Source organism: Agrobacterium sp. ST15.13.013, from assembly GCF_027956525.1.
Taxonomy (GTDB): Bacteria; Pseudomonadota; Alphaproteobacteria; order Rhizobiales; family Rhizobiaceae; genus Agrobacterium; species Agrobacterium salinitolerans.
The window spans coordinates 1-22,880 of sequence record NZ_JAQKGP010000034.1 but is presented as its reverse complement, the minus strand read 5'-3'; the positions used below and the strand labels follow the sequence as shown (position 1 = coordinate 22,880).

General features: G+C 55.7%; 16 protein-coding genes and 1 pseudogene. 13 read left to right on the top strand and 4 right to left on the bottom strand.

Annotated features, from left to right (window positions below):
• Positions 1 to 4: 4 nt before the first annotated feature.
• Positions 5 to 4,384, bottom strand: coding sequence for a CheR family methyltransferase (locus PL597_RS23670; RefSeq protein ID WP_271366362.1), 4,380 nt, complete (start codon positions 4,382 to 4,384; stop codon positions 5 to 7).
• A gap of 693 nt (positions 4,385 to 5,077) precedes the next feature.
• Here PL597_RS23670 and PL597_RS23665 point away from each other — a divergent pair.
• From PL597_RS23665 to PL597_RS23650, 4 genes are all read left to right on the top strand, one after another.
• Positions 5,078 to 5,800, top strand: coding sequence for a LuxR C-terminal-related transcriptional regulator (locus PL597_RS23665; protein ID WP_142914179.1), 723 nt, complete (start codon positions 5,078 to 5,080; stop codon positions 5,798 to 5,800).
• A 215-nt stretch (positions 5,801 to 6,015) separates the two neighbouring features.
• Positions 6,016 to 7,410: a glutamate-1-semialdehyde 2,1-aminomutase gene (locus PL597_RS23660; protein ID WP_271366361.1), complete on the top strand. Its 1,395-nt coding sequence runs from the start codon at positions 6,016 to 6,018 to the stop codon at positions 7,408 to 7,410.
• Positions 7,411 to 7,527: 117 nt separating this feature from the next.
• On the top strand, positions 7,528 to 8,598 hold the full coding sequence (locus PL597_RS23655) for an NAD-dependent epimerase/dehydratase family protein (RefSeq protein WP_271366360.1): 1,071 nt from the start codon (positions 7,528 to 7,530) through the stop codon (positions 8,596 to 8,598).
• 13 nt (positions 8,599 to 8,611) lie between these two features.
• Positions 8,612 to 9,955, top strand: coding sequence for a DUF4910 domain-containing protein (locus PL597_RS23650; RefSeq protein ID WP_271366359.1), 1,344 nt, complete (start codon positions 8,612 to 8,614; stop codon positions 9,953 to 9,955).
• 4 nt (positions 9,956 to 9,959) lie between these two features.
• Here PL597_RS23650 and rfbC read toward each other — a convergent pair whose 3' ends face one another.
• The gene (gene rfbC / locus PL597_RS23645; protein WP_271366358.1) at positions 9,960 to 10,487 is read right to left on the bottom strand and encodes a dTDP-4-dehydrorhamnose 3,5-epimerase; all 528 of its coding nucleotides are present in this window, start codon (positions 10,485 to 10,487) and stop codon (positions 9,960 to 9,962) included.
• Between the two features lie 306 nt (positions 10,488 to 10,793).
• Between rfbC and PL597_RS23640 the strand changes: the two genes are divergently transcribed.
• The 6 genes from PL597_RS23640 to PL597_RS23615 all read left to right on the top strand — a co-directional run bounded on the left by PL597_RS23640 (position 10,794) and on the right by PL597_RS23615 (position 17,817).
• Positions 10,794 to 12,086 carry a class I SAM-dependent methyltransferase gene (locus PL597_RS23640; protein WP_137411247.1) on the top strand — a complete coding sequence of 431 codons (1,293 nt, stop codon included), beginning with the start codon at positions 10,794 to 10,796 and terminating at the stop codon, positions 12,084 to 12,086.
• Complete coding sequence (locus PL597_RS23635; RefSeq protein WP_019566371.1) at positions 12,083 to 12,895, top strand: glucose-1-phosphate cytidylyltransferase; 813 nt, start codon at positions 12,083 to 12,085, stop codon at positions 12,893 to 12,895. The genes PL597_RS23640 and PL597_RS23635 overlap by 4 nt, the downstream gene beginning before the upstream one ends.
• Entirely contained in the window at positions 12,892 to 13,545 is a 654-nt protein-coding gene (locus PL597_RS23630; RefSeq protein ID WP_026330955.1) for a PIG-L deacetylase family protein, read from the top strand. The genes PL597_RS23635 and PL597_RS23630 overlap by 4 nt, the downstream gene beginning before the upstream one ends.
• Positions 13,546 to 13,632: 87 nt before the next feature.
• On the top strand, positions 13,633 to 14,337 hold the full coding sequence (locus PL597_RS23625) for a response regulator transcription factor (RefSeq protein WP_137411249.1): 705 nt from the start codon (positions 13,633 to 13,635) through the stop codon (positions 14,335 to 14,337).
• Between the two features lie 54 nt (positions 14,338 to 14,391).
• The gene (locus PL597_RS23620) at positions 14,392 to 16,554 is read left to right on the top strand and encodes a GumC family protein (RefSeq protein WP_271366357.1); all 2,163 of its coding nucleotides are present in this window, start codon (positions 14,392 to 14,394) and stop codon (positions 16,552 to 16,554) included.
• 3 nt (positions 16,555 to 16,557) lie between these two features.
• On the top strand, positions 16,558 to 17,817 hold the full coding sequence (locus PL597_RS23615) for a polysaccharide biosynthesis/export family protein (protein ID WP_271366356.1): 1,260 nt from the start codon (positions 16,558 to 16,560) through the stop codon (positions 17,815 to 17,817).
• 152 nt (positions 17,818 to 17,969) lie between these two features.
• Here PL597_RS23615 and PL597_RS23610 read toward each other — a convergent pair whose 3' ends face one another.
• A complete protein-coding gene (locus tag PL597_RS23610) occupies positions 17,970 to 18,962 on the bottom strand; it encodes a GDP-L-fucose synthase family protein (protein ID WP_271366355.1) in 993 nt (330 codons plus the stop codon).
• Positions 18,946 to 20,016, bottom strand: coding sequence for a GDP-mannose 4,6-dehydratase (gmd, locus tag PL597_RS23605; protein ID WP_269825012.1), 1,071 nt, complete (start codon positions 20,014 to 20,016; stop codon positions 18,946 to 18,948). The genes PL597_RS23610 and gmd overlap by 17 nt, the downstream gene beginning before the upstream one ends.
• A 42-nt stretch (positions 20,017 to 20,058) precedes the next feature.
• Between gmd and PL597_RS23600 the strand changes: the two genes are divergently transcribed.
• The 3 genes and pseudogenes from PL597_RS23600 to PL597_RS23590 all read left to right on the top strand — a co-directional run.
• Positions 20,059 to 21,411 (top strand): class I SAM-dependent methyltransferase, encoded by a 1,353-nt coding sequence (locus tag PL597_RS23600; protein WP_271366354.1) that lies wholly within the window; start codon positions 20,059 to 20,061, stop codon positions 21,409 to 21,411.
• A 202-nt stretch (positions 21,412 to 21,613) separates the two neighbouring features.
• Positions 21,614 to 22,160, top strand: a pseudogene (locus PL597_RS23595) (cupin).
• Between the two features lie 276 nt (positions 22,161 to 22,436).
• Positions 22,437 to 22,880: TAXI family TRAP transporter solute-binding subunit (locus PL597_RS23590; RefSeq protein ID WP_271366352.1), on the top strand; the 444-nt coding region annotated here is incomplete at its 3' end.

Genomic DNA, 22,880 nt, shown 5'->3' with positions numbered 1-22,880 from the left:
AGGCCTATTCCTCGGCATTCAGGACAAGCCGCAACAGCGCCGGCAACGAAGCTGATTTCGTTCGGCGCATGATTGAGGCGCGATGATTTTCGACAGTGCGCTGACTGAGCTTCAAATCGGCTGCAATGACCTTATTGGCCTGCCCCTGAACAATCCGCTCAAGGATCTGGCGTTGCTTGCGAGTAAGCGCCGCCAGCGTGGCTCGAGCTGTTTCACGCCGCTCTTCACGCTCGTTCGCTTCACGCGATCGCTCCAGGGCCGACTGCACGCTCCGATATATTTCCTGGTAAGAAAACGGCTTCTCGATGAAATCGGCCGCTCCATAACGCATCGCATTGATGGCCATACGCACATCGCTGCGACCCGTGATGACAATCACCGGAAACCGATGATGTCTTTCTTTCAGCAAACGCAGCAACTCCATGCCTACCATGCCTGGCAGATACGCATCAACAAGCAGACAGCCTGATCTGTCGGGTTTGTAGTCTGCAAGATACGCTTCTGCCGAAACATAGGTTGCAACCGTCCAGCCCTCACCTTCAAAAACAGCGCGCAAATTGTCCCTGATGTCCTGCTGATCATCGATGACTTCGATGAGCCGGCCCGTCATCTGCTCCGTGTCTTCGGGGTCGATTGTGTGTTCCACCTTCTCGCCGGTTTGGCGAACAACCAGTGTCTCGACCACCTGCACGACGTCCCTGAGTTTCGCCGGCTTGTGCAGATAAGGAATTTCGTGCTGCGCAAAATCCCTCAGCGCCTTGCTTGAAATATCGCCTGTTAGAATGAGTGCCGGAACATTTCGGCGGAGTGCTTGCCGGATATCTTCAATCGCAACTATGCCATTCCCGCTCGTGGGGAGATTGTAGTCTGCGAGAACAACGTCGGGCATGAACTTCAGCCCTCGAACAATCGCGATTGCTTCGGCAGCCGTTGAGGTTGCAGCGACCACGTATCCAGTCTGCTCAAGCCCCATCTTGAGCAGATCGCGCATTCCGTTTTCATCTTCAATGATCAAAATCGACGCGGAAGACAGGGCAACCGCTTGACGCGAATGGTTATCGACGGGCGCACGCAGCAGCACAAGCGGCTCCCCAGCCGGTGCTCTATCGATCTCGATCATGAATGCGGAACCTTCATGCAATCGCGACCGCACCGCAATTTTCAGTCCCAAAAGGTCGCTGAGCCGCTTGACGATTGACAGTCCGAGTCCCAGACCACGGTCTTCCGCGCCAGCGGGTACGTCGAGTTGAAGATATTCCTGGAAGACGTCCGCGATATGGCTTTCGGGAATGCCTATACCGGTGTCCCAAACTTCGAACCGAACTTTTGCACCGACCCGGCGACAGCCAACCAGAATTTTGCCGCTCGGCGTGTATTTCAGTGCATTGGACAGAAGGTTGCGAACGATCTGCTCGAACAGACGGGGATCGGTGTGAACGGCAAGGCTGGACGGTACGACACGAAGTTGCAGCCCCGCCGCCCGAGCGGGATAATAAAATTCCTTGAACAGCCGCCCCAGAAGATCGCCGATCGCAAAGCTGACGATCTGCGGTTCCACTATCCCCGCTTCGATCTGGTTGATGTCAAGAACAGAGTTGAGTATGCCTAGCATCGAGGACAGCGTCTCTCCCATTCTCTGGACGAAAGTGCTCGTCTGCCCTTCCCCCACGCTCCTTTCCAAAAGCCCATGCAACAGCTTCAAGGTTTGCAGCGGCTGACGAAGATCGTGGCTTGCCGCAGACAGGAACTGCGACTTGGCCTCGGTCGCTCGCTCAGCGGATTTCTTTGCAGCTTCCCTGCTTTCGGCAACCTGTTTCTGGGCGCTCATATCGATGAAGGTGATGACGACCCCGTCGACGGTCTCGTTCTCGCCGCGATAGGGTTTGACGCGGCGGACATACCAGCGGCCGTCAGTTCCTCCTATCTCCCTGTCGACTGTATTGCCGTCGTGGAGGGTCGCCATAGCATCGGCTTGAAGCGTACTGTCGCCGCCAAAGCCGCTGAGGTCCGAGAGGGGGCGGCCGACATCGGACGATATAATCTTGAATACCGACCGGGTGGCTGGTGTGAAAAACCGTATACGAAGACTGGCATCCAGAAAGAGCGTCGGGACATCGGTACTATACAAGACATTTTGCAGATCGTTGGAAACTGCACGCTGACGCTCTAGTGCTTCGTGCAATTGATTGTTGAGAGCTGTCAGCTCTTCATTGAGGGATTGCAGCTCCTCTTTCGAAGTAACGAGTTCCTCATTCGTCGACTGATACTCTTCATTCAGAGACAGTGCTTCGGCGGTGATCTGCTTCTGTTCTTCGCCGGCAATTTCCAGATTGCGTATGGCGCCCTGCAATTCCGCCCGGGTCTCCTCCAATTCGAATTCAAGCTCGGTAATGGGCGACGCATCTGTCGTCGATAATTTCTGCGATCGGACAACCCTGTTGGCTTGCGCAGGATCTTCCACGAAACATATAAGGAACAGTTCTTCACCCTGACTGAACAGCGGCTCCACATGAATGCTGAACTCGCTATGCGCGCCGTTGCTGTCGAGTTTTGCATTCTTGGCTACGAACGGCTTCTGATCCCGGGTCGCACGGTGGATCGCAGACCTGATCTTATTGTGGAGCGCCTTCGGTGTTATGGCGAACAGATCATGTGATGCCGGGCCTGAAGCGATCCGCAGGAACCTTGCTGTGGGGCCGATGGAATAAAGATATTCATACTTTCGATTAACGAGGACTGCGGCGGGCACGTAGCTACCCAGCAGAAGCTGGGCAACCGCGTCGGCATATGCGCTGCGCCTCGATGCTGAAGTCACCTTTCCTAGCGAAGAGGGAACCCTGACATTCCCGCCTTGGACAGCGCCGAACTGAAGATCACCGAACACTGGAAGTCCGATGCGCCGGTATACCCTTTCGGATTCCGAAATCAGCTTGAAACGGTCATCCATTCCGCCGACGGTTTCGGATTTTCCGACTAGTAAAATACCGTTTTCACGCAAGGCGAACCTGAAAAGCGACAAAACCTTTGCTTGGGCGTCTGCCTCTAGGTAAATCAACAGGTTGCGGCAGGAAATGAGATCGATCCTGGAGAACGGCGGATCGCTCAGGACATTCTGTACGGTGAATACCACCACGCTACGCAGCTGCGACGTCACGGTGTATCCTTTGTCGTCCCTCACGAAATATTTTTCCAGGACGTCCGGCGCCAGCGATTTGACCGCCTCATGTGAATAATGTCCATCTCTGGCAATCGCGACCGCCGCGCCATCGGCGTCCGAAGCAAACATCTGTAACTGGAGACGAAGTCCCATGGACTGAATGAGCTCGAGGAAGAGAATAGCCAGCGAATATGCCTCTTCCCCTGTGCTGCAGCCAGCGACCCATACTCGCACTGTTCCGTGCGCGGCCTTTGCGCGGAGAATATCCGGAATAATGGAGTCGCGTAGAAAGTCGAACACCTTGCTGTCGCGGAAAAAGCTGGTGACGTTGATCAGAAGATCTCTGACGAGATTTTGGCGCTCTTCTCCGCTGTTTCCAAGCATATCAAGATATAGGTCTATGTCTTCGATCTCGATACCGAGAACCGCCATGCGTTTTTCGACCCGACGCTGGAGCGTTCCGTGTTTATAGGCCGAAAAATCGTTGGCTGTGGAAACTCTCAATATCTCGATGATCTGCCCCAGTTGGGGCATTGGGCGCTCCATCGAGTGGTCGGTTTGAAGCCGCGACAACAGCGCAATATGCTTGGCGATGGCCGCCGGCATTTCCGCGACGGGCAAAACGGTAGCGCCGATGCCCAGCGAAATAACGCTTTCGGGCATGCCATCAAACTGTGCCTCTTTGGGCTCCTGGACCAGAACAAGTCCCTTTAAGTCCTTGACTTGCTGGACACCGGATGAGCCGTCATATCCCGTGCCGGACAGGACGACCGCTATCGACCATGGTCCATATTCCCTGGCCATGGAACCCAGGAGAAAATCAAACGGCAAAGGTGCCTCATGCAGTTCCCGCCGGGGCGACAGATATATCCGTCCTCCGTCAACCGACATCAGGAATCTAGGTGGGATGACATAGACGTGCTCCGGCTCTATCAAAGCAAGATTGACCGCCTCGGTTACGACCATAGTCGTTTCGCTCGACAGAAGTTCTGCGAGTATACTTTCATGCGACCGGTCAAGATGCTGAACGAGAAGAAACGCACAGCCGGTTTTTTCAGGCAACGCTTTGAGCAGGGCTCTGAACGCATTCAGTCCACCCGACGAAGCTCCGACGCCGACAATCGGGAACATCCTAACAGGACTTGCTTCCTGTGATCCGGACATCGAACCGGCGTCTACCTCGACAGTAGAAGGAACCTTGTTACTATCTGCATCGCGTTCCGCCATATTCACTCTCGTTAAAATTGACGCATATTCCAAACAAAAATCGACCCTTACGAAGCGTCGGGCGTGGTGGGTCAACGAAGTCTTGAAAGCAGCCATCAAGGCCTTGAGATCATTCGTCAGGGATACGTCGTCACCAAGCCCTGTCACGTGTGGGGTGCAGCGCGTCCGATTGTCGTAAGGTGCAATTTCAAAATGCGATAAACACGCATAAGTTGCCGACATCACAAACAAAAGTACGAAGGGAGGATGTTAAATCAATCCGGGCGCGATTATAATTCATCCAATATGGTTAGTGGTGGCGCACGAAAAATGACGATGGCCTGAAAGAGTTATATTTCTACAGTTCCGGCGTGTCTGAGTGTCTGCCCACATCATGCCCGATTGAACACCGCCTCGAAATCTCAATCAAAAGTGAGTAATTTCCGAACCTTTTCCAGTTGTGATACTCCATTGTAGGATGCCGGGGTAGAAATTCGGGTAGTGCCACGTCTGTTGATTTCTGGCCGATTTTAAATTCCGAAAAATCCAGACCGCAACAGAGGCTCTTCCGAAGTTCTGATTGATGACGGCGTTCCGGGTTGGATTACCTCAAACTTCCGTTGTGCCGAATCTTGGATAAGAAAACTCTTCGGTTGCGTCTCTGCCAAGCCAGGCAGATCCGCAAAGCACTCTTTAGCGCGGATAGGACATAACATGCTGACGTCAGTTCCCAACAACGGACAATTCCCGTCGAATTTCCATCTGGTTGCGCATTCTAAACCTATCGAAACTTCGGTCAGAAAGCTGGCGATCATCGACGACCGCGCGCTCGACCGTGAGTGTCTGGCGCAGAGCCTGATCGCATACGGCCTTGATATGGAAGTCGAGTTGTTCTCATCGCTTGACGACTGGAGACATGCTCCTAACGGCCATCATAGCGGCATCCTGGTCAATGTCGGACGCAGCGATTTTTGCGATGATGTATCCCTCCACGAGCTGCGGGAATTTATTGCCGATTACCCTTATCTGCCGGTCGTCATTCTAGCGGAAAACCGCGATCTGCGGCAGGTCATGAGGGCGTTTGACGCGGGAGTCCGGGGATACATCTCCTCGTCGATAGGACTGGCGGTGTGCGTGGGCGCCATCTCACTTGCATTGGCGGGCGGCGCTTTTGTGTCGGCTGAAAATCTGAGCGATCTCAGGCAGTTGCTCGTGGTTGCGGAAGACAAGGAACGCCAGCGCACGGCCATGTTCACCCAGCGTGAGGTCGATGTCATCAACGCCCTGACGCAAGGCAAGCCAAACAAGATCATCGCCTATGAGCTCAATCTTCGTGAGAGCACCGTAAAGGTACATATTCGCAATATCATGAAGAAAGTGGGCGCCAAAAACAGAACGGAAGTGATCTTCAAAATATCCGATCTCTTCAAAAACTAACATCAGCATGGTGCTGTGAACCTGTTTTTTATCCTTAGTTACCTGCGGATGTCGGGGCCTACACGATACAAAACCATTGGAGCGATTATGACGAGAAGGTTGTACAGCTCCTCTAAGTCTTTCGGCTAGCATTCCCAACATAAAGACGGGGTAACGGCCATCGAGCCGGATACGGTAATCTCTGGTCATTGGACATATGGACCCGGGATTGCGCCATGCAAACTTTCGTCGAAAATTTCGAAAACTCGGATCGACTGCGCCTGCGCTCCCGCAACATCATACCGGGCGGCGCACACACCTATGCAAAGGGTGACGACCAGTACCCTGTGCTGTCCCCCGGCTTCATTGAAAGGGGGTATGGCTGCCATGTCTGGGATGTCGATGGAAATGAATATATCGAATACGGCATGGGCAATAGGGCTGTCGGCCTTGGCCATGCCTATGCCGACGTCGTAGAGGCGGCGCGTGCGGAACTATACCGCGGCTGCAACTTCACGCGCCCGTCAAAGATCGAGGTGGATTGCGCCTCGACCTTTCTCGATACGATCCAGACAGCCGAAATGGTCAAATTCTGCAAGAACGGTTCCGATGCGACATCCGCCGCGATACGACTTGCACGGGCTGTTACCGGGCGTGACCTGATCGCGCGCTGCAGCGACCACCCGTTTTTCTCTACCGACGACTGGTTCATCGGAACAACGGAGATGAATGCGGGCATTCCCCAGGCGATCCAGGATCTGGTCCTTGGCTTTAACTACAATGATCTGGCGAGTGCGCGCAGTCTGTTTGACCGCTTTCCTGGCCGCATCGCCGCCTTCATTCTGGAGCCGTCACGCGGTGATCCGCCGCGGGATCAGTTTCTTCACAAACTGCAAAAGCTTTGCCACGAAAACGGCGCGCTTTTCATTCTCGACGAAATGATCACCGGCTTCCGCTGGGATGCGGGTGGCGCGCAGAAGACATACGATATCGTCCCCGATCTATCCTGTTTCGGCAAGGCGCTGGGCAATGGCTTCTCCATTTCCGCCCTTGCCGGCAAGCGTGAGTTCATGGAACGGGGCGGTATCGATCAAACCGACGCCCCCCGCGTCTTCCTGCTTTCGACGACGCATGGCGCGGAAACGCATGCGATGGCGGCGGCCATCGCAACCATGCAGGTTTACACGCGGGAGCCCGTGGTCCCTCATCTGGTCCGACAGGGAAATGCGTTGCGTGCCGCCATTAGCCAGATCGCAATTGCGCACGGGCTCGATTCCTACTTCGGCATTCAGGGCCATTCTGCCTGCCTCAGCTACTTCACGCTGGACCAGACCGGAAAGCCGTCGCAGGCTTTTCGTTCGCTGTTTCTGCAGGAAACCATCCGTCGTGGCCTTCTCGCACCGTCTCTCGTTGTGAGCTACACGCATGAGGATGAGGATATAGCCATAACGCTTGACGCCATCGATGGAGCGCTGGCCGTCTACCGTAAAGCGCTGGAATATGGCGTCGACAAATTCCTGACAGGACGCCCATCCGAGGTCGTCTTCCGACGTTTTAACGGAAATGCGCAGCATCAGGCCAGCCATGAGCTGGCCATGGCCGACATATCGGAAAGCATCCGAACGCCTTAACCGGACGGGGCACCTAGACCGTTCGCATTATCGCTACAGCCGCTTTGCGCGGTGCATCGATCTCGCCTGAAAAGATACGCTCTTTGCAATCGAAAATGGATATTGAGGGGAAGTTTCATGCACGTTCTGGTCACCGGGCATCGCGGATACATCGGCTCCGTCATGGTACCCATCCTGCGCAAGGCGGGTCACGAAGTACATGGCTACGACACTGAATTCTACCATCGCTGCGCTTATGTTCCAGGCGGCCCCTTGCCGCAGGTCCCCGGCGTCTGCAAGGATATCCGCGATATCCAGCCTTCGGATATGGAAGGTTTCGACGCTGTCATTCATCTTGCGGCGCTGTCCAACGATCCGCTGAGCAATCTCAATCCGGAAATTACCTATGAGATCAATTACCGCGGCAGCGTTCAGGCAGCGCGAGCCGCAAAGCAGGCGGGCGTCAAGCGTTTCATCTTCGCCTCGTCGTGCAGCAACTATGGCGCTGCCGGCGAGGGACTGGTCAACGAGACGGCCGAGCTGAAACCGGTATCGGCCTACGGCACGTCGAAGGTCTTGGCGGAGCGGGAGATTGCAAGCCTCGCGAGCCCCGGATTTTCACCGGTCTATATGCGTCCGGCAACAGCCTATGGCCTTTCGCCCATGCTGCGTTTCGATATCGTCCTCAACAACCTGACCGCCTGGGCGGTGACGGAAGGACTGATCCTCCTGAAATCAGACGGATCGCCATGGCGCCCAATCGTTCATGTCGAGGATATTTCACGCGCCTTTCTGGCTGCGCTCGAAGCGCCGACTGATGCCATACACAATCAGGCTTTCAACGTCGGACAGGATGCCCACAACTATCAGATCCGGGAGATCGCCGAAATCGTCGCTCTCACGGTGCCCGGATGCCGGCTGCAATATGCCAGCGATGCAAGCCCCGATACCCGTTCCTACCGCGTCGATTTTGGCAAGATCGCCCGTGCGCTTCCGGCGTTCAAACCGACATGGACGGCGGCCGCAGGTGCCGAGCAACTCTACCGGGCCTACAAGAGCGCCGGCCTGACAATGGCCGAATTCGAGGGACCGCACTATCAGCGGATCGGCCAACTCCAGAAGCTGATCGGCGACAAGGATATCGACATCAACCTGCGCCGCCCCATGGCCGCGACGCGCCAGAACGCCGATATCGCGGCACCGGTTTGAACAGGAGGCCCGGATGGGCAAGATGGAGCCTGGTGCCAGGCTGACAGGCGAAGCCTGGCGAGAGGAAGGTATGGGCCAGACCATTCATGATCTGGCTTCCCGCCTGTTTCCGATCTGTCGTAGCATCACCGGCAAGGGCGTGTGCGACACGATCGATATCCTTAGAGACTATATCGATATCGAGCAGCGCGCGGTCCCGAGCGGGACGCGGGTTTTCGACTGGACGGTGCCCCAGGAATGGGTCGTCCGGGACGCCTATGTGAAGAACGCAGCGGGACGCAAGGTGATCGATTTTCAAATGTCGAACCTGCATCTCATGAACTACAGCATTCCTCAACGTCGCTCGATGCCGCTGGCCGAACTGCAAGCGCATATTTACACCCTGCCGGCACAACCCGATCTCATTCCTTACAAAACAGCCTATTACACGGATGCCTGGGGCTTTTGCATGTCGCATCATGAATTCCTCAAGCTAGAGGAAGGCGACTATGAAGTCGTCATCGACACCGAAAAGGTGTCAGGCAATCTGTATTACGGCGAATATCTGCATGTCGGACAAAGCACCAAAGAGGTGCTTCTCTTCGCGCATATCTGTCACCCGTCGCTCGCTAACGATAATTGTTCCGGCCTTGCATTGCTGACGTGTCTTGCTGCCGGCCTGAAAAGCAGGTCCACACATTACAGCTACAGGTTCGTGTTCGCACCCGGAACGATCGGCTCCCTGTCATGGCTTGCCCGGAACGAAGACGCGATATCGAACATCGCGCATGGTCTCGTAGTCTCATGCATTGGAGACGGAGGCGGGCCGAACTACAAGCGCAGCCGCAGGGGAGATGCATTGATCGACCGTATCGCCGCCTGCACCCGCTGCGGAGCGGATCGTAAACATCTGGCAATCGCCGACTTCATTCCCTATGGCTACGACGAGCGCCAATTCTGTTCGCCTGGCTTCAATCTTCCTGTCGGACTGCTGCAGAGAAGTGCTTTCGGAACCTTTCCCGAATATCACACCTCGGCCGACAATCTCGACTTCATACGGCCCGAACATCTCGACTCATCCTTTTGGATGATCATGGACATGATCGACGCTCTCGAAGACAACTGGACGCCGTTGAACCTTCGGCCCAAGGGTGAGCCACAGCTGGGGAAATACGGGCTTTTCCCTGCGATAGGCGGCCATAAGACGAATGACGACCGGACCATGGCCTATCTCTGGATACTCAACCTCGCCGATGGAACCAACTCGCTGCTCGATATCGCCGAAAGGTCTAAAATGCCGTTTGTCGATATTGCGAGCGCTGCCGGCAGGCTGCTTGAGGCAGGCCTTGTCTCGAACCTCGGCTTCCTGACGCGCTAGCCCTTCATTGCCAAGCCGGCCAACCGAGGTCCTTTTCCGATATGACGGAGGGTGGCGCAGGCCATTCAATACCGATCGCGGGTTCGTCATGGCGGACCCCGGCTGCGCTCGCCTCGGCATAGGGCACCGAAATCAGATAGGACACAGCAACGTCGTCGCTGAGCGACTGGAAACCATGCGCAAAACCTTCGGGAATATAGAATTGCGCGCCATTGTCGGCCGACAACACCGTAGCAACCCATTGCAGATAGGTTGGCGAACCGCGGCGCAGATCGACGGCGACATCCCAGATCGATCCTTTGACGCAGGACACCAGCTTCGTCTCCTGATGTGGCGGTCGCTGGAAATGCAGCCCCCTGACGGTGTGTTTCAGCTTTGACAGGGAAAGGCTGTGCTGAGTGAAATCAGACACCAGCCCGTTGCTATCGAATTCATGCTTGCAGAACGTCCTGGCAAAAGAGCCGCGACTGTCCCGGACGGGCACCGTATTGACGATCCAAAGCCCCTCGATCTTCGTCTTCTCAAACAGCATTCGGCGCTCCTGATGCAACCCCTTATCCAAGACGAATTCTCCGCCATTTCAGCGGCTCCGGAATACACCCACAGGCAGCACCATACCTTGAAGCCGGCTTGGCAAATAAGTCATCCTTTTGGTTGCCGAAACCAACGGCTGAAGAGCATTTTAGAGGATTATCATATCAACCTACGGCTTATGGATGACGTTTTCGAGCCGAATGCAGTATCGTCACTCACCCTGATCCATAGTATTTTTTCCAATTAATAAAAGAATTTTCCCAAATTCACTCGAAGACATTGCGATGAAATCAGGGGACGTCAGATGAATAATGAGGCGGTTTTTTCTGCACGATTGAACAAGACGCATAATATCAGGCTTTGCCGTCTTTGCAGCTCGCCATTGGTGCATACCTTTGTCGATCTTGGAATGTCTCCTCCCTGCGAAAGCTTCGTCGCAGCCGATGCAGCCAACGACCTGGAGCCATTTTATCCGCTTCACGCATTCGTTTGCGACGAATGCTTGCTCGTTCAGCTTCAGGAATATGTCGCGCCCGAGAATATTTTCACGGAGTACGCGTATTTCTCCTCGTTCTCGGACAGTTGGGTCGCCCACGCAAAGCGGTATTGCGACATGGTCATCGAGCGCTTCGCGCTCGATGACTCCAGTTTCGTTGTCGAGCTTGCCAGCAACGACGGTTACCTGTTGCAGCATTTCATGACCAGCAACATCCCGATGCTCGGAATTGAACCGGCGATCAACGTCGCAAAGGTGGCAATCGGGAAAGGTATTCCGACACTGACGGAATTTTTCAACGAGGCTCTGGCGACCGATATGGCGACCAGGGGACAAAAAGCCGATCTCATCATCGGTAACAATGTCCTTGCCCAGGTGCCTGATATCAACGATTTCGTTGCCGGCATGAAGGTCCTGCTCAAGCCTGAAGGCGTAATCACCCTCGAATTCCCGCATATCGAAAAACTTATCGCGGAAAACCAGTTCGACACCATCTATCACGAGCACTTTTCCTACTTCTCACTGCTGACAATAGAAAAAATGGCCCGCCGTCACGGGCTCAGGGTATTCGATGTCGAAGAGATCCCCACACATGGCGGTTCGCTGCGGGTCTTTTTCTCGCACGAGGACAGCAAGTTTCCGCGTGAAGCCCGCGTGGATAGCCTTTTGGAACGAGAGCTGAATGCCGGGCTCGACAGAATAGAGACCTATACGGCCTTCGCCGAAGCCGTGCGCCAGACCAAGCGGAACCTCCTGTCTTTCCTCATCCGCCTCAAGGAGCTGCGCAAATCCATCTGCGCCTATGGCGCACCGGGAAAGGGCAACACGCTGCTGAATTATTGTGGCATCGGCACCGATTTCATCGATTTTGCAGTCGATCGCAATCCTTACAAACATGGCCGTCTCACGCCGGGAATGCATATCCCAATCCGGCCCGTCAGCGAAATCGAGCGCATGAAGCCGGATTACGTCCTCATTCTTCCCTGGAACCTGAAGAATGAGATCGTTGCGCAAATGAACGATATCAAAAACTGGGGCGGTAAATTCATCGTTCCAATTCCCGACATATCCATCATTGATCCGAAGGAGTTGGCACAATGAAGGTCGTCTTGTTCTGCGGCGGCAGGGGAACCCGCATAAGGGAATATTCCGAAAGCGTCCCGAAACCGCTGATCCCGCTCGGGTCTCAACCGATCATGCGGCATGTCATGCAATATTACGCCCGTTTCGGGCATGAGGACTTCATCCTCTGCCTCGGCTATAAGGCGCACGTCATAAAAGAATTCTTCCTGAACAGTCGGCCGGAAAGCTATGCCGATTGCGTCATATCAAGCCCCGGACGCGTGGAGTTGCTCGAAGAACTGCCGAGGGACTGGCGGGTATCCCTGATCGATACGGGGATATGGCGCAATATAGGCGAGCGCCTCTGGGCCGTACGTCATCATCTCAAGGGCGAGAAGATGTTCCTTGCCAATTATAGCGACGGCCTGACCGACGTCGATCTCGACGACATGATCGCCCAGTTCGAAAAGAGCGACAAGCTCGCCTGCTTTCTGGCTGTCAGACCGCCCCTCACCTACCACCTTGCGGAAATAGACGAGAGCGGAAGGGTCCGGGAATTTCGGTCGTCGGAGACATCCGACATGTGGATCAATGGCGGCTACTTCCTGATGCGGCCGGAAATTTTCGACTACATGCGCGAGGGTGAGGAACTCGTGCTGGAACCGTTCTCCAGGTTGATTTCTGAAGACAAATTGATGGCCTACAAACACGAGGGTTTCTGGAGGTCAATGGATACGCTGCGCGACTGGCAGACGTTGGAGGCGATGGTCGAGCGTGGCGACATGCCATGGATTGGCGACGATGCGTCAATGGCACGCAAATCGTCAAACACGAAGCTGCTGCCATGAAAAACATGTCCCTCGCCTCCGCCGGTGATCGGCTGTCGATCCTTTGTCTGGGAGCTCACTCCGACGACATTGAGATCGGCGTCGGAGGCACGGTCCTCAGCCTGCTATCAAAGGGCGTATTGCTTGATGTCTATTGGTGCGTCCTCAGTGCCGGCAACGAGCGGGCCCTGGAGGCACGCAGTTCCGCCGAAGCTTTTCTGGCAAAAGCAGCATCCTACTCGATTGAGCTGGCATCGTTTCAGGACAGCTACTTTCCCTCGCAGAGCCGCGAGATCAAGTCATGGCTGCTGACATTGCGTGACAAAGTCAGCCCCGACGTCATATTCACGCATAGCCGCGAGGATGCGCATCAGGATCACCGCGAAATCAACAGGCTCACATCCAACATCTTCAGAAATCACCTGATCATGGAATACGAAATCCCGAAATGGGACGGCGATTTCGGCAGAAGAAACGCCTACGTGCCGTTGAGCGAAGACGCGATGAACATGAAGGTCGAGCTTCTTCTGCAACACTTTGGAACACAGAGATCGAAGGACTGGTTCGATGCGGATACCTTTCGTGGCCTTGCGCGGCTGCGGGGGATGGAATGCCGTGCGCCTACACGTTTTGCGGAAGCCTTTACCGTCAGAAAGCTGACGTTCGCATGAAACAGGCGAAAGCCTTTTTGACGGTACAAAATCGGCGTTGTTCGGAAATTAAAAGAAACGAAAAACAATACAGGGGGCATTTTCGTCATGATCCATAACCACATCTCCGATAACCCGCCGGAAGGCGCGCCGCAGGCGACAGCCGATGCCGCCGGCTATATCGGCATCATAGATCGTCGCATGCTCGAGCGGGAATGCCTCGCCCATAGTCTCAACTATCAATATGCGGACAGGCGCATCCTGACTTTCTCCAACCTCGGCGAATGGCAGCAGGCACGTGCGGAAATCGGCATGCCTGCGGCGGTTCTGGTCAGCGTCTTACCCGGTCAATCGGCGGAAACAAACCGCGAGCTTGCAGAGATTGTCGCTGCGGTCTCCCCGGCCGCCGTCGTCGTGCTTTCCGACGATCAGGATATCAATACCATCCTCGATACGATTGCTCTTGGCGTGCGCGGCTATATATCGAGTTCCGTCAGCGTCGACGTTTGCGGCCAAGCGATCAGTCTTGCAATCGCGGGCGGCCGTTTCATACCGGCAAGCAGCGTCATGAACATGAAAAGTCTGTTTGGCCTTACGGCGCACGCATCCGTTCCACCGACGAAATTTACAAGCCGTCAGTCGGCTATTGCGGAAGCCTTGCGGTGTGGCAAGGCGAACAAGGATATCGCTCTGGAGCTGAACCTGTGTGAAAGCACAATCAAGGTGCATATCCGCAATATCATGAAGAAGCTTGGAGCAACAAACCGCACGGAAGTTGCCTGCAAGATTGGTGACATGGCGTACGACCGCTAAGCACACGCCATCCACCGACCGTTACCGAACGCCCCGCTTACAGCAGGAACCGTCATGATCCAGTCGTCATCATCTCCGGTTGAGCAGGAAGGTATTTCACGCTTCATAACCATCCTGCGGGAGCGGCGCAGAGCCGTCTTCATCTGCTTTCTCGCCAGTTTCGCAATCGCGGCAATTGGCTATGTGCGAACCCCCATCCGTTACAAGGCCGAGGCGACCCTCGCGCTTAATGTCCGAAAGCTTCAGGCGCTCCCCACCGAATCCGTGGTCTCTCCGCTGCCTCAGGAAAGCCCGGTGCTTCGAACCGAACTTGATATCATCGGCTCGAGGTCGATGGCCGAACGGGTTCTCGTCATCCTGCAAAAAGATCGACTGCTCGAAGGGCGGCAAACCAAATCCGACCGGGCTGACGCCAACGCGATCGTGCTTGGCAACGACGCCGAGACATCGAAAATGATCGATGACCTCATGACCAACGTTCGTGTGATGAACGATGGCCGGTCGTATACGATTTACATCTCCTATTATGCCGGTGATCCGGCGCTTGCCGCGAAAGTCGCCAATGCTTTCGGGGAAGCCTATATCGACTATCAGATCGACCTCCAGACAACAGCGACCCGGCGTGTGAGCACATGGCTCGGGGAGCGGCTGGTCAGTCTGCGGACCGCACTTGAGGAGTCCGAACGCCAGGCGTCTCAATTTCGCGAGAAATCCGGATTGATAGATACGGGTGGTCTTCCGCTGCAGTCGCAGCGTCTTTCAAGTCTGAATGTCGAGCTGACGACGCTACAGGCCAAGCTGGCGGGGTCAAGGGCGCGCTTGGCCACAGCGCTCGAACTTCAGAAAAGCGGCGATGGGCTCGGGATCACCGAAGTTCTGTCCTCACCATCGATCCAGCTTTTGAGGGCCGAGCAGGCAAGGGTCATCAGAGCCATTGCCCAGATCGATGAAAGCGGCGCCGTCATGAGCCCGGAGCGGCCGCAATTATCCTCCCAGCTCAGTTCACTCAACAAGCAGATCGATTCTGAGATCGCGCAGATCATCGCTGCCTTGCGCAACGAGATCGAGGTCAACGAAAAACAGCGGCAGGAAGTCGAGGCCAGCCTCAATGATGTGCAACGCGCCATTTCCACGACGGACATGGCAATGGTTCAATCCGGGCAACTTGACCGGGAAGCAGCAGCGAACCGCTCGATCTACGAGACATACCTCGCACGCTACAAGCAGACCATCGAACAGGACGGTATCGCAACTGCCGAGGCGCGGATCATATCGAGCGCCATGCCGTCCCGTAAACCGACCAGTCCTGACGAGCGTCTGTGGGGTCTGGTTGCGCTTATTCTCGGTTGCAGCACCGGTTTGGCGGCGGCTTTTATCCTGAATTACACGGACCGGTCCGTTGGCTCCATCACGTCTCTTCAGCAGAAAACCGGCCTCAACGTTATTGGACGCATTCCGCGCATTTCCTTCAGAGAGTTCCAGAACACGCCCGGGAAATTCAGCAGCGGCGCTGCGGATTTCTACAGCGCGTTTGCCGACCTTCAGACCTACATACAATTGACCGAGAGCAAGGCGAACGTGATCGCCTTCACCTCTTCGGCCGATGGGGAAGGCAAGACGTTCGTAATTGCCAACCTTGCCAGATCTCTTGCGATGAGTGGCGTGAGACTGCTGCTGATCGACGCCAATCTGCGCAACCCGGCTCTCGGGGCGGAATTCGATGTCGGATTGACGTCGCATGTCGCCCAGGCGGTCAACCGTGAGGTGTCCCTGGACGACGTCATCCAACGCGATCAGGCCTCCGGGGTCGATATCATCGTCGCCGAGAAAAGCGACCTGCCGCCAAATCTTGTTCTTGGCAGCAAGCGCTTCGCCGGCCTGATTGCAGAGGCAAGACAGCGATATGAACTGGTATTGATCGAGGCCCCATCCGTTGCCCATGACCTCGACCTGTTGCGGATCGCCAGTCTGTCGGACGCCGTATCCTTCGTGGTCCGACAGGACGTCGCCGATGGCACGGGCATGAAAAACGCCGTCATCAAGCTGCGGGTCGCGGGTCGGTCGATCACGGGCATCATCCTCAACGGAATACGGCGCCCGAGAAAGCGTCAGCCCCCGGTCTGGCCAAGGATTTTCCGGGACTGGAATCCTCATTTCAAGCTGCGGAAACGGGCAACCAGTCTACGCCCCCCGGCTGTCGTCCATAACGAGAGGTGAAACATGCGCTTCGTGACAGGGTCCAGGGGTTTTTCCCTGATGATTGCCAGCACCACTTTCCTGTCTCTGACCGTTTGCCAGTTGCCGGCCGCGGCAGATGGCACCGAGTACAAGGTCGCTACCGGCGACGTCCTGACGATCTCCGTCTATGGCGACCCGGGCCTGACCGGCCTCTTCCCTGTCAGTGCAGATGGAACGATCGGTTATCCGCTTCTTGGCAACGTCAACGTGATCGACCAGACGGTGAACGAAATCGGTGCGCGGATCAGCCGCGATCTGGCAAGTCATGTGGCAAACCGCTCCGTTGCCGTCGCGGTCAAGGAATATGCTCCGATCTTCGTTGTCGGCGACGTCCAGAAGCCGGGAAAATATGAATATCGTCCCGGCATGATCGTCCTTGAACTCTTCGCACTCGGTGGGGGATTGCGCGAGTCGAATACACAGAGGGATACCTCGGGCATACAGTTGATCGCTGCCCAGCAGGAATATGAAGACATGTCGATGCAGCTCCTGTCGCAGGACATCCGGCGCGTCCGGCTGGAAGCGGAACTGAACGACACAGAATTCGAATATAAGGGGGACGAAATCGGACTTGTGCGGGATCGCGCGGCGCTGGAGAAGATCGTCGCATCTGAAACAAGTCTGTTTCGCCTTCGCCTGTCGGCGCAGCAGGACGAAAAAACCAATCTCGAAGTCCAAAGACAGAACTTCATCCAGGAAATAGACACGCTTCAGAAAAGCAACGTCATGCGCAGCCAGCAGCTTGAGTTGCTCGACATGGACGTCAACGCCTCGAAGGAACTTGTCACGCGCGGTGCGGCTTCGGAATCTGCCCTGAGAGAGCGCAAGCGCGAACTGCTGTCCATGAACCAGCAGGTGCTGGAATCGACATCGTTTCTGGCGCGCGCGCAACAAAACAAAAGCGAGGTGGAGCGACGTATTCTGGAACTGAAGAGCAAAAGGCACAATGACGCCGCAACCGAATTGCGAGAGACATCCCTGGACATCATGCGCCTGAAGAAAAAACTGGCCTTCAGCCTTCAATCCATGGCCGAGATTGGCTCGACGGCGCGGCGGGTTTCTAGCCTCGAGGACATGATCCAGACCAAATTCTTCATCGTGCGTCAGGTTGCAGGCACATACAGCGAAATCGCTGCTGACGAGCATACGCAGGTCCGCGCGGGAGACGTCGTGCGCGTCCGCCTGTCGGTATCCGGCAGAGATCCGGTTTCGGCAGCGGTCGTCACAGGAAGTGTCAACTAGAAGCGAGCGTATCTGTTGGGCTCTTGCACCGACTGTCAGATTGAGCCGATCCGATAAACGCAGATTTTAAGTCCGCCCCTTGATAACTTGGAGCGTCTTCGGTCACTCGCAGGGCTCAACCGGACCCGGGTCGTTCGGCCCATGAGGCCTTGTCAAATGGCTTGTCGTAACATATCCGATTGCAGCGACTTCGGTTGTCGCCACCACTCATATAAATCCTGAATTCCGTATCTGAGTTCGACTGTCGAGGTCCAGCCAAGCGCGTTGAGCCGCGAGCAGTCAAGCAGCTTTCTGGGGGCTCCATCCGGTTTGCTGGTATCAAAAACGATCTGCCCCTCGTAGCCGACGATACCTGCAATCAGATGGGCGAGATTGCGAATGGATATCTCCCGCCCCGAACCGATATTGATCAGCGGAAAATGCGCCGATGATTTCATGAGGAAACAGCAGGCATCCGCCAGATCGTCCACATGGAGAAACTCACGCAGAGGACTGCCCGTGCCCCATAGCATAATCTTGTTCTGACCGCTGATTTTCGCTTCATGCATTCTCCTGATCATCGCAGGAATGACGTGCGAGCTTTGCGGATCGAAATTGTCGTTCAGTCCGTAAAGATTGGTCGGCATGACAGAGACGCAATTCAGGCCGTACTGACTGGAATAGAATTGGGAAAGCTTGAGCGCCGCGATCTTCGCAATCGCGTAGGCCTCGTTGGTCGGCTCCAGCGGACCTGTCAGAAGCGCATTTTCCGTGATCGGTTGTGCCGCGAATTTCGGATAGATGCAGCTAGACCCCATCCAGAGAAGCTTTTCGACACCGATATCGGCAGCCGATTTCATGATGTTCATCGCAATGAGCGTGTTGGTGTAAAGAAAGTCCGCCGGATAGGCCGCATTTGCTGCGATGCCTCCAACCTTGGCGGCAGCAACAAAAATGACCTCCGGTCTTGCCGCCGCCATCCACTGTTCGGTCTCGTATTGTCGGGTCAGATCAAGCTCGCTGCGAGAAACTTTCAGGATTTCGCAATTCTCGCGCTGGAGACGTCGCACGAGTGCCGAGCCGACCATTCCGGTATGGCCGGCAACCCAAACGCGCTTGCCATTCAAGCGGAACGGGATTTCTTTCGATTTATGCGACGAATTCATTTCTTCCCTCTTCCAACATCACGAGGCGAAGATCCGCTTCGACCATTTCCTGAACGAGGTCGCCAAAGGAAGTCGAGTGGCTCCAGTTGAGCTTCCTGCGCGCCTTGCTGGGGTCGCCAAGAAGAAAATCCACTTCCGCCGGACGAAAATATCTGGGATCGATTTCGATGATCGTATTGCCGGTTTTGGCGTCGTATCCCACCTCGTCACGGCCATCGCCATGCCACTCGATGGTCCTGCCGACCACGCCAAAAGCAAGCTCGACGAATTCCCGCACCGTATGTGCCTCGCCGGTTGCGAGCACGTAGTCCTCGGGTATTTCCTGCTGCACGATGCGCCACATGCCTTCAACATAGTCGCGCGCATGCCCCCAGTCCCTCTTTGCGTCGAGATTGCCAAGACGCAGCTTGCTCATGAGACCGCGCTCGATGGCCGCAACGCCGCGCGTGATCTTCCGGGTGACGAATGTCTCGCCGCGAATGGGGCTCTCATGGTTGAAGAGAATACCGTTGGATGCGTGAAAGCCGTAACTTTCCCGGTAATTGACCGTCATCCAGTATGCGTAGAGTTTTGCCGCAGCATAGGGGCTTCTCGGATAGAACGGCGTACCCTCGTGCTGAGCGACCGTGCCCATCCCCCCGAACAGTTCCGATGTAGACGCCTGGTAAAACCGGCAGCGGTCGCCAAGGTTCAAGATGCGCATGGCTTCAAGCAGCCTCAGCGTGCCAAGCGCATCCGCATTTGCCGTATATTCCGGCGTCTCGAAGCTGACCTGAACATGGCTCTGGGCGCCGAGATTGTAGATCTCGTCAGGCTGCACCTCCTGAATGACCCGGCACAGGTTCGTGGCGTCCGTGAGGTCACCGAAGTGAAGACGAAAGCGAAGGTTTTCCTCGAAGGGGTCTTGATAAAGATGATCGATCCGGCCGGTATTGAATGAGGAAGACCGCCTTTTCAGGCCATGCACGATATACCCCTTGGCAAGCAGCAATTCGCTGAGATAAGCGCCGTCCTGCCCGGTTACGCCGATAATCAAGGCTCTCTTGTCTACCATCCACCACATCTCCCAGCCGTTCAGGCCCCGGATGGCGCCTCCTTGAAAGGTATAACGAGGCCCTGCGCATCGGCAGCATACCAAAAGGGAGAGGACAGCTGGTCAGGACTGGCTGATTCACCGTCCACCACGTCGATTACTGCCTTTAAGAGGAGGCAGGGTGGGTATCCCCGCTACCGACTTAAGCCTTTTGGTCGGGTTGCAGGTCACGCAGGCCGTGCCAGACTTCAAAAATGCAACGCCGGGTCGCGCACGATCTTTCCAATTGCAGGCAGCGCGAGACGACATCATCTACGGTTCATGGAGGCGGATTGGATGGGTACGTTCGCGACGACTTACGAGAAAACGCAGAACTTCAACTGGCTGACGCGCTTTCTGCATGCAGGCCGCTATCGAAAGCTGCTTGAGGTCCTCGAAACAGTGCAGAAGGACGTCGGCAATCGGAAGGTCAGAATACTGGATATTGGCTGCGGCCCCGGAACCGCTGTTGGACATATCCTGGAAAAATTCGACGTTGATTACGTCGGTATAGACTACGATCCAATCTTCATCGAGGCCGCGCGCAATCGCTACAGCAATCACGAAAACTGCCGTTTCATCGTCGGCGACGCCACCGACGAGAACCTTTACGAAACGATAGAGGCCGATATCGTCATTGCGTTGGAAACGCTCGAACATATCCACCTCAACCGCACGGTCCGTGTCATCGAGCATGTCTGCACGATCGTCCGTCCCCGGATTTTCCTGGTGACAGTGCCGGTCGAAGTTGGGCCAGCGGTATGGATCAAGAACTGGGGTTCCGCCCTGATGGGCTACAACCGGCAATCGGGCAACCTGAAAGAGACTTTTTGGGCAGGCTTATACCGGCTGGACCGGGTGCCCGCGCACCACACGTCACATCAGGGCTTCGACTGGCGGTGTCTGGCGCAGCTTATTCGCGTCAACGCTCCCTTGCGCGAAATCCGCAGCCTGCCTTTCTCTTTCGTTCCGCGCCTGCTCAGCCCGAACGTGGCGCTGATCGCCGAGCCGGTAAAATCGACGATCGATCTGGCCAACGATGACCCCGAGGCATGGAAGATCAATCACTGTCAAACCGCCTTTCAGCGTGTGCATATTGTCGATGAGACCGATGCCGCCCGCCACGCCAAATCCTCGGAAACATGGTCGATGCGTCTTAAAGGATTTTTGGGAATGACACTCGCCATCATGCCATTTGCCTGGCATCGCTGGTCTTACATTTCCATTTCGCCCGGTGAACAGCAGTCATCCCATTTCCTACTGACGATCGACAAACACCTGCTGCCACCTCATCAATCCATTGCAGGCGACACGATCGTCCTTGCGGCGCAGGCAATTGTTCAACGCGCATCCGACGCCAGCTATCTGCTGACCTAGGGTGGGGATTTCCAAGCCGAAGCGAGGGCATGGAGAGGTCATCCAACCTACAGCGTCACGAGGCGATATTGTTTAAAGCGGCAAAAAAACGGCCCCTACGGCCCGCTTTTCGATATTGGGAAAGCTGCACGCGTCTCTTAGATGCGTAATGGGCCGGCGTCTAGGCATGGGCGTCGCCGGCTCGTGCCGATGTCGCGATAAAATGTCCCTCGGCGCCAGGCAAGCGACACAACGAGACAGGCATGGGAACCGAAATATCCTCCCAGAGGCCGGTGATCAGATACCCAATAACCAGACATTTGCCGTGATCATCTATCGACAGGTCGATCCGCAACCGGACACCGGGTCGTTTGAAGCCATGTTTTCTCGGAAGGGCTGGACAGGAATCTGGCGAAACGGCGTGTTCGACTATCACCACTACCACAGCGGCGCGCGTGAGGTTCTCGGCATCGGGCGTGGTCTAGCAACATTGCAGATCGGCGGCCCCACGGTCAGCGGGCACCGGCCACAAAAGGCTCAAATCGTCCGCGGATTCTCAGGTCGTGAGCGCATATCCTGCCGGGCAGCAGGCTGACATGCAGAGCACAACGCCAACGCCAGAAATGTGCGCAAGAATAAGGTCGTTACCCAAGCCGAACACCGATCCAGTAACCGGTGCGTCAGGCGGTCTGGCCAAAATTTTGGTAGCCTCTTGTCTGGCGTTGAACGAACCCCGACGGGCAAAGTGCCCGATCGAGGCAGATTCGTAGAATGCAAGACACCTAGAGCGCGTCCACTTTACTCGTGGTCATATCCGCACGATTTGAAGTAGTTGGTGTATTCTTGCGGCTCGACCAAAGTGACGATCTGGCCACCCGAAAAGCTTTTGATCCCAAGGACACTCAATCTGACGTCGCAGAGCCTCACCTCTTAACGACTGCGGTAAATCCCCTGCAGGCAACAGGCAACTGCTGCGGGTCATACTCACGGTTGACAATGGACAGGCACTTTCTCATGCTGGTTAAAACAGGAGAAAGGGAACATCCATGAGCATCCGCAAACGTTTTCTGTCGATAGGCGCGGTCGTCGGCGCAATTGCTCTCGGCGTCAGCTTGGCAGGGGCCCAGGCGCCAGTATTTTTCAGGATTGGTACCGGCGGCACAGCTGGGACGTATTATCCGATTGGCGGGCTGATCGCCAATGCCATTTCGGGTGCTGGCGATAAGGGTGTCACTGGACTGGTGTCCACTGCAGTCGCCTCGAATGGATCGGTTGCCAATATCAACGCCATCCAGGGCGGCTCTATGGAGTCCGGCTTCACCCAGTCGGATGTCGCTTTTTGGGCACATAGCGGCACAGGTCTCTACGAAGGCAAAGGCAAGGTCGAGGACCTTCGACTGATTGCCACCCTCTATCCAGAAACAATTCATCTGGTCGCCCGGAAAGATGCCGGGATCAAATCGGTGGCGGACCTTAAGGGCAAGCGGGTT

Bases quoted from the DNA above. Each gene is read 5' to 3' on its own strand.
- PL597_RS23660 (WP_271366361.1), top strand. From the start codon at position 6,016: ATGCAAACTTTCGTCGAAAATTTCGAAAACTCGGATCGACTGCGCCTG.
- PL597_RS23615 (WP_271366356.1), top strand. From the start codon at position 16,558: ATGCGCTTCGTGACAGGGTCCAGGGGTTTTTCCCTGATGATTGCCAGC.
- PL597_RS23665 (WP_142914179.1), top strand. From the start codon at position 5,078: ATGCTGACGTCAGTTCCCAACAACGGACAATTCCCGTCGAATTTCCAT.
- PL597_RS23640 (WP_137411247.1), top strand. From the start codon at position 10,794: ATGAATAATGAGGCGGTTTTTTCTGCACGATTGAACAAGACGCATAAT.
- PL597_RS23610 (WP_271366355.1), bottom strand. From the start codon at position 18,962: ATGAATTCGTCGCATAAATCGAAAGAAATCCCGTTCCGCTTGAATGGC.
- PL597_RS23635 (WP_019566371.1), top strand. From the start codon at position 12,083: ATGAAGGTCGTCTTGTTCTGCGGCGGCAGGGGAACCCGCATAAGGGAA.
- PL597_RS23625 (WP_137411249.1), top strand. From the start codon at position 13,633: ATGATCCATAACCACATCTCCGATAACCCGCCGGAAGGCGCGCCGCAG.
- PL597_RS23620 (WP_271366357.1), top strand. From the start codon at position 14,392: ATGATCCAGTCGTCATCATCTCCGGTTGAGCAGGAAGGTATTTCACGC.
- PL597_RS23630 (WP_026330955.1), top strand. From the start codon at position 12,892: ATGAAAAACATGTCCCTCGCCTCCGCCGGTGATCGGCTGTCGATCCTT.
- PL597_RS23655 (WP_271366360.1), top strand. From the start codon at position 7,528: ATGCACGTTCTGGTCACCGGGCATCGCGGATACATCGGCTCCGTCATG.
- PL597_RS23650 (WP_271366359.1), top strand. From the start codon at position 8,612: ATGGGCAAGATGGAGCCTGGTGCCAGGCTGACAGGCGAAGCCTGGCGA.
- gmd (WP_269825012.1), bottom strand. From the start codon at position 20,016: ATGGTAGACAAGAGAGCCTTGATTATCGGCGTAACCGGGCAGGACGGC.
- rfbC (WP_271366358.1), bottom strand. From the start codon at position 10,487: ATGCTGTTTGAGAAGACGAAGATCGAGGGGCTTTGGATCGTCAATACG.
- PL597_RS23670 (WP_271366362.1), bottom strand. From the start codon at position 4,384: ATGGCGGAACGCGATGCAGATAGTAACAAGGTTCCTTCTACTGTCGAG.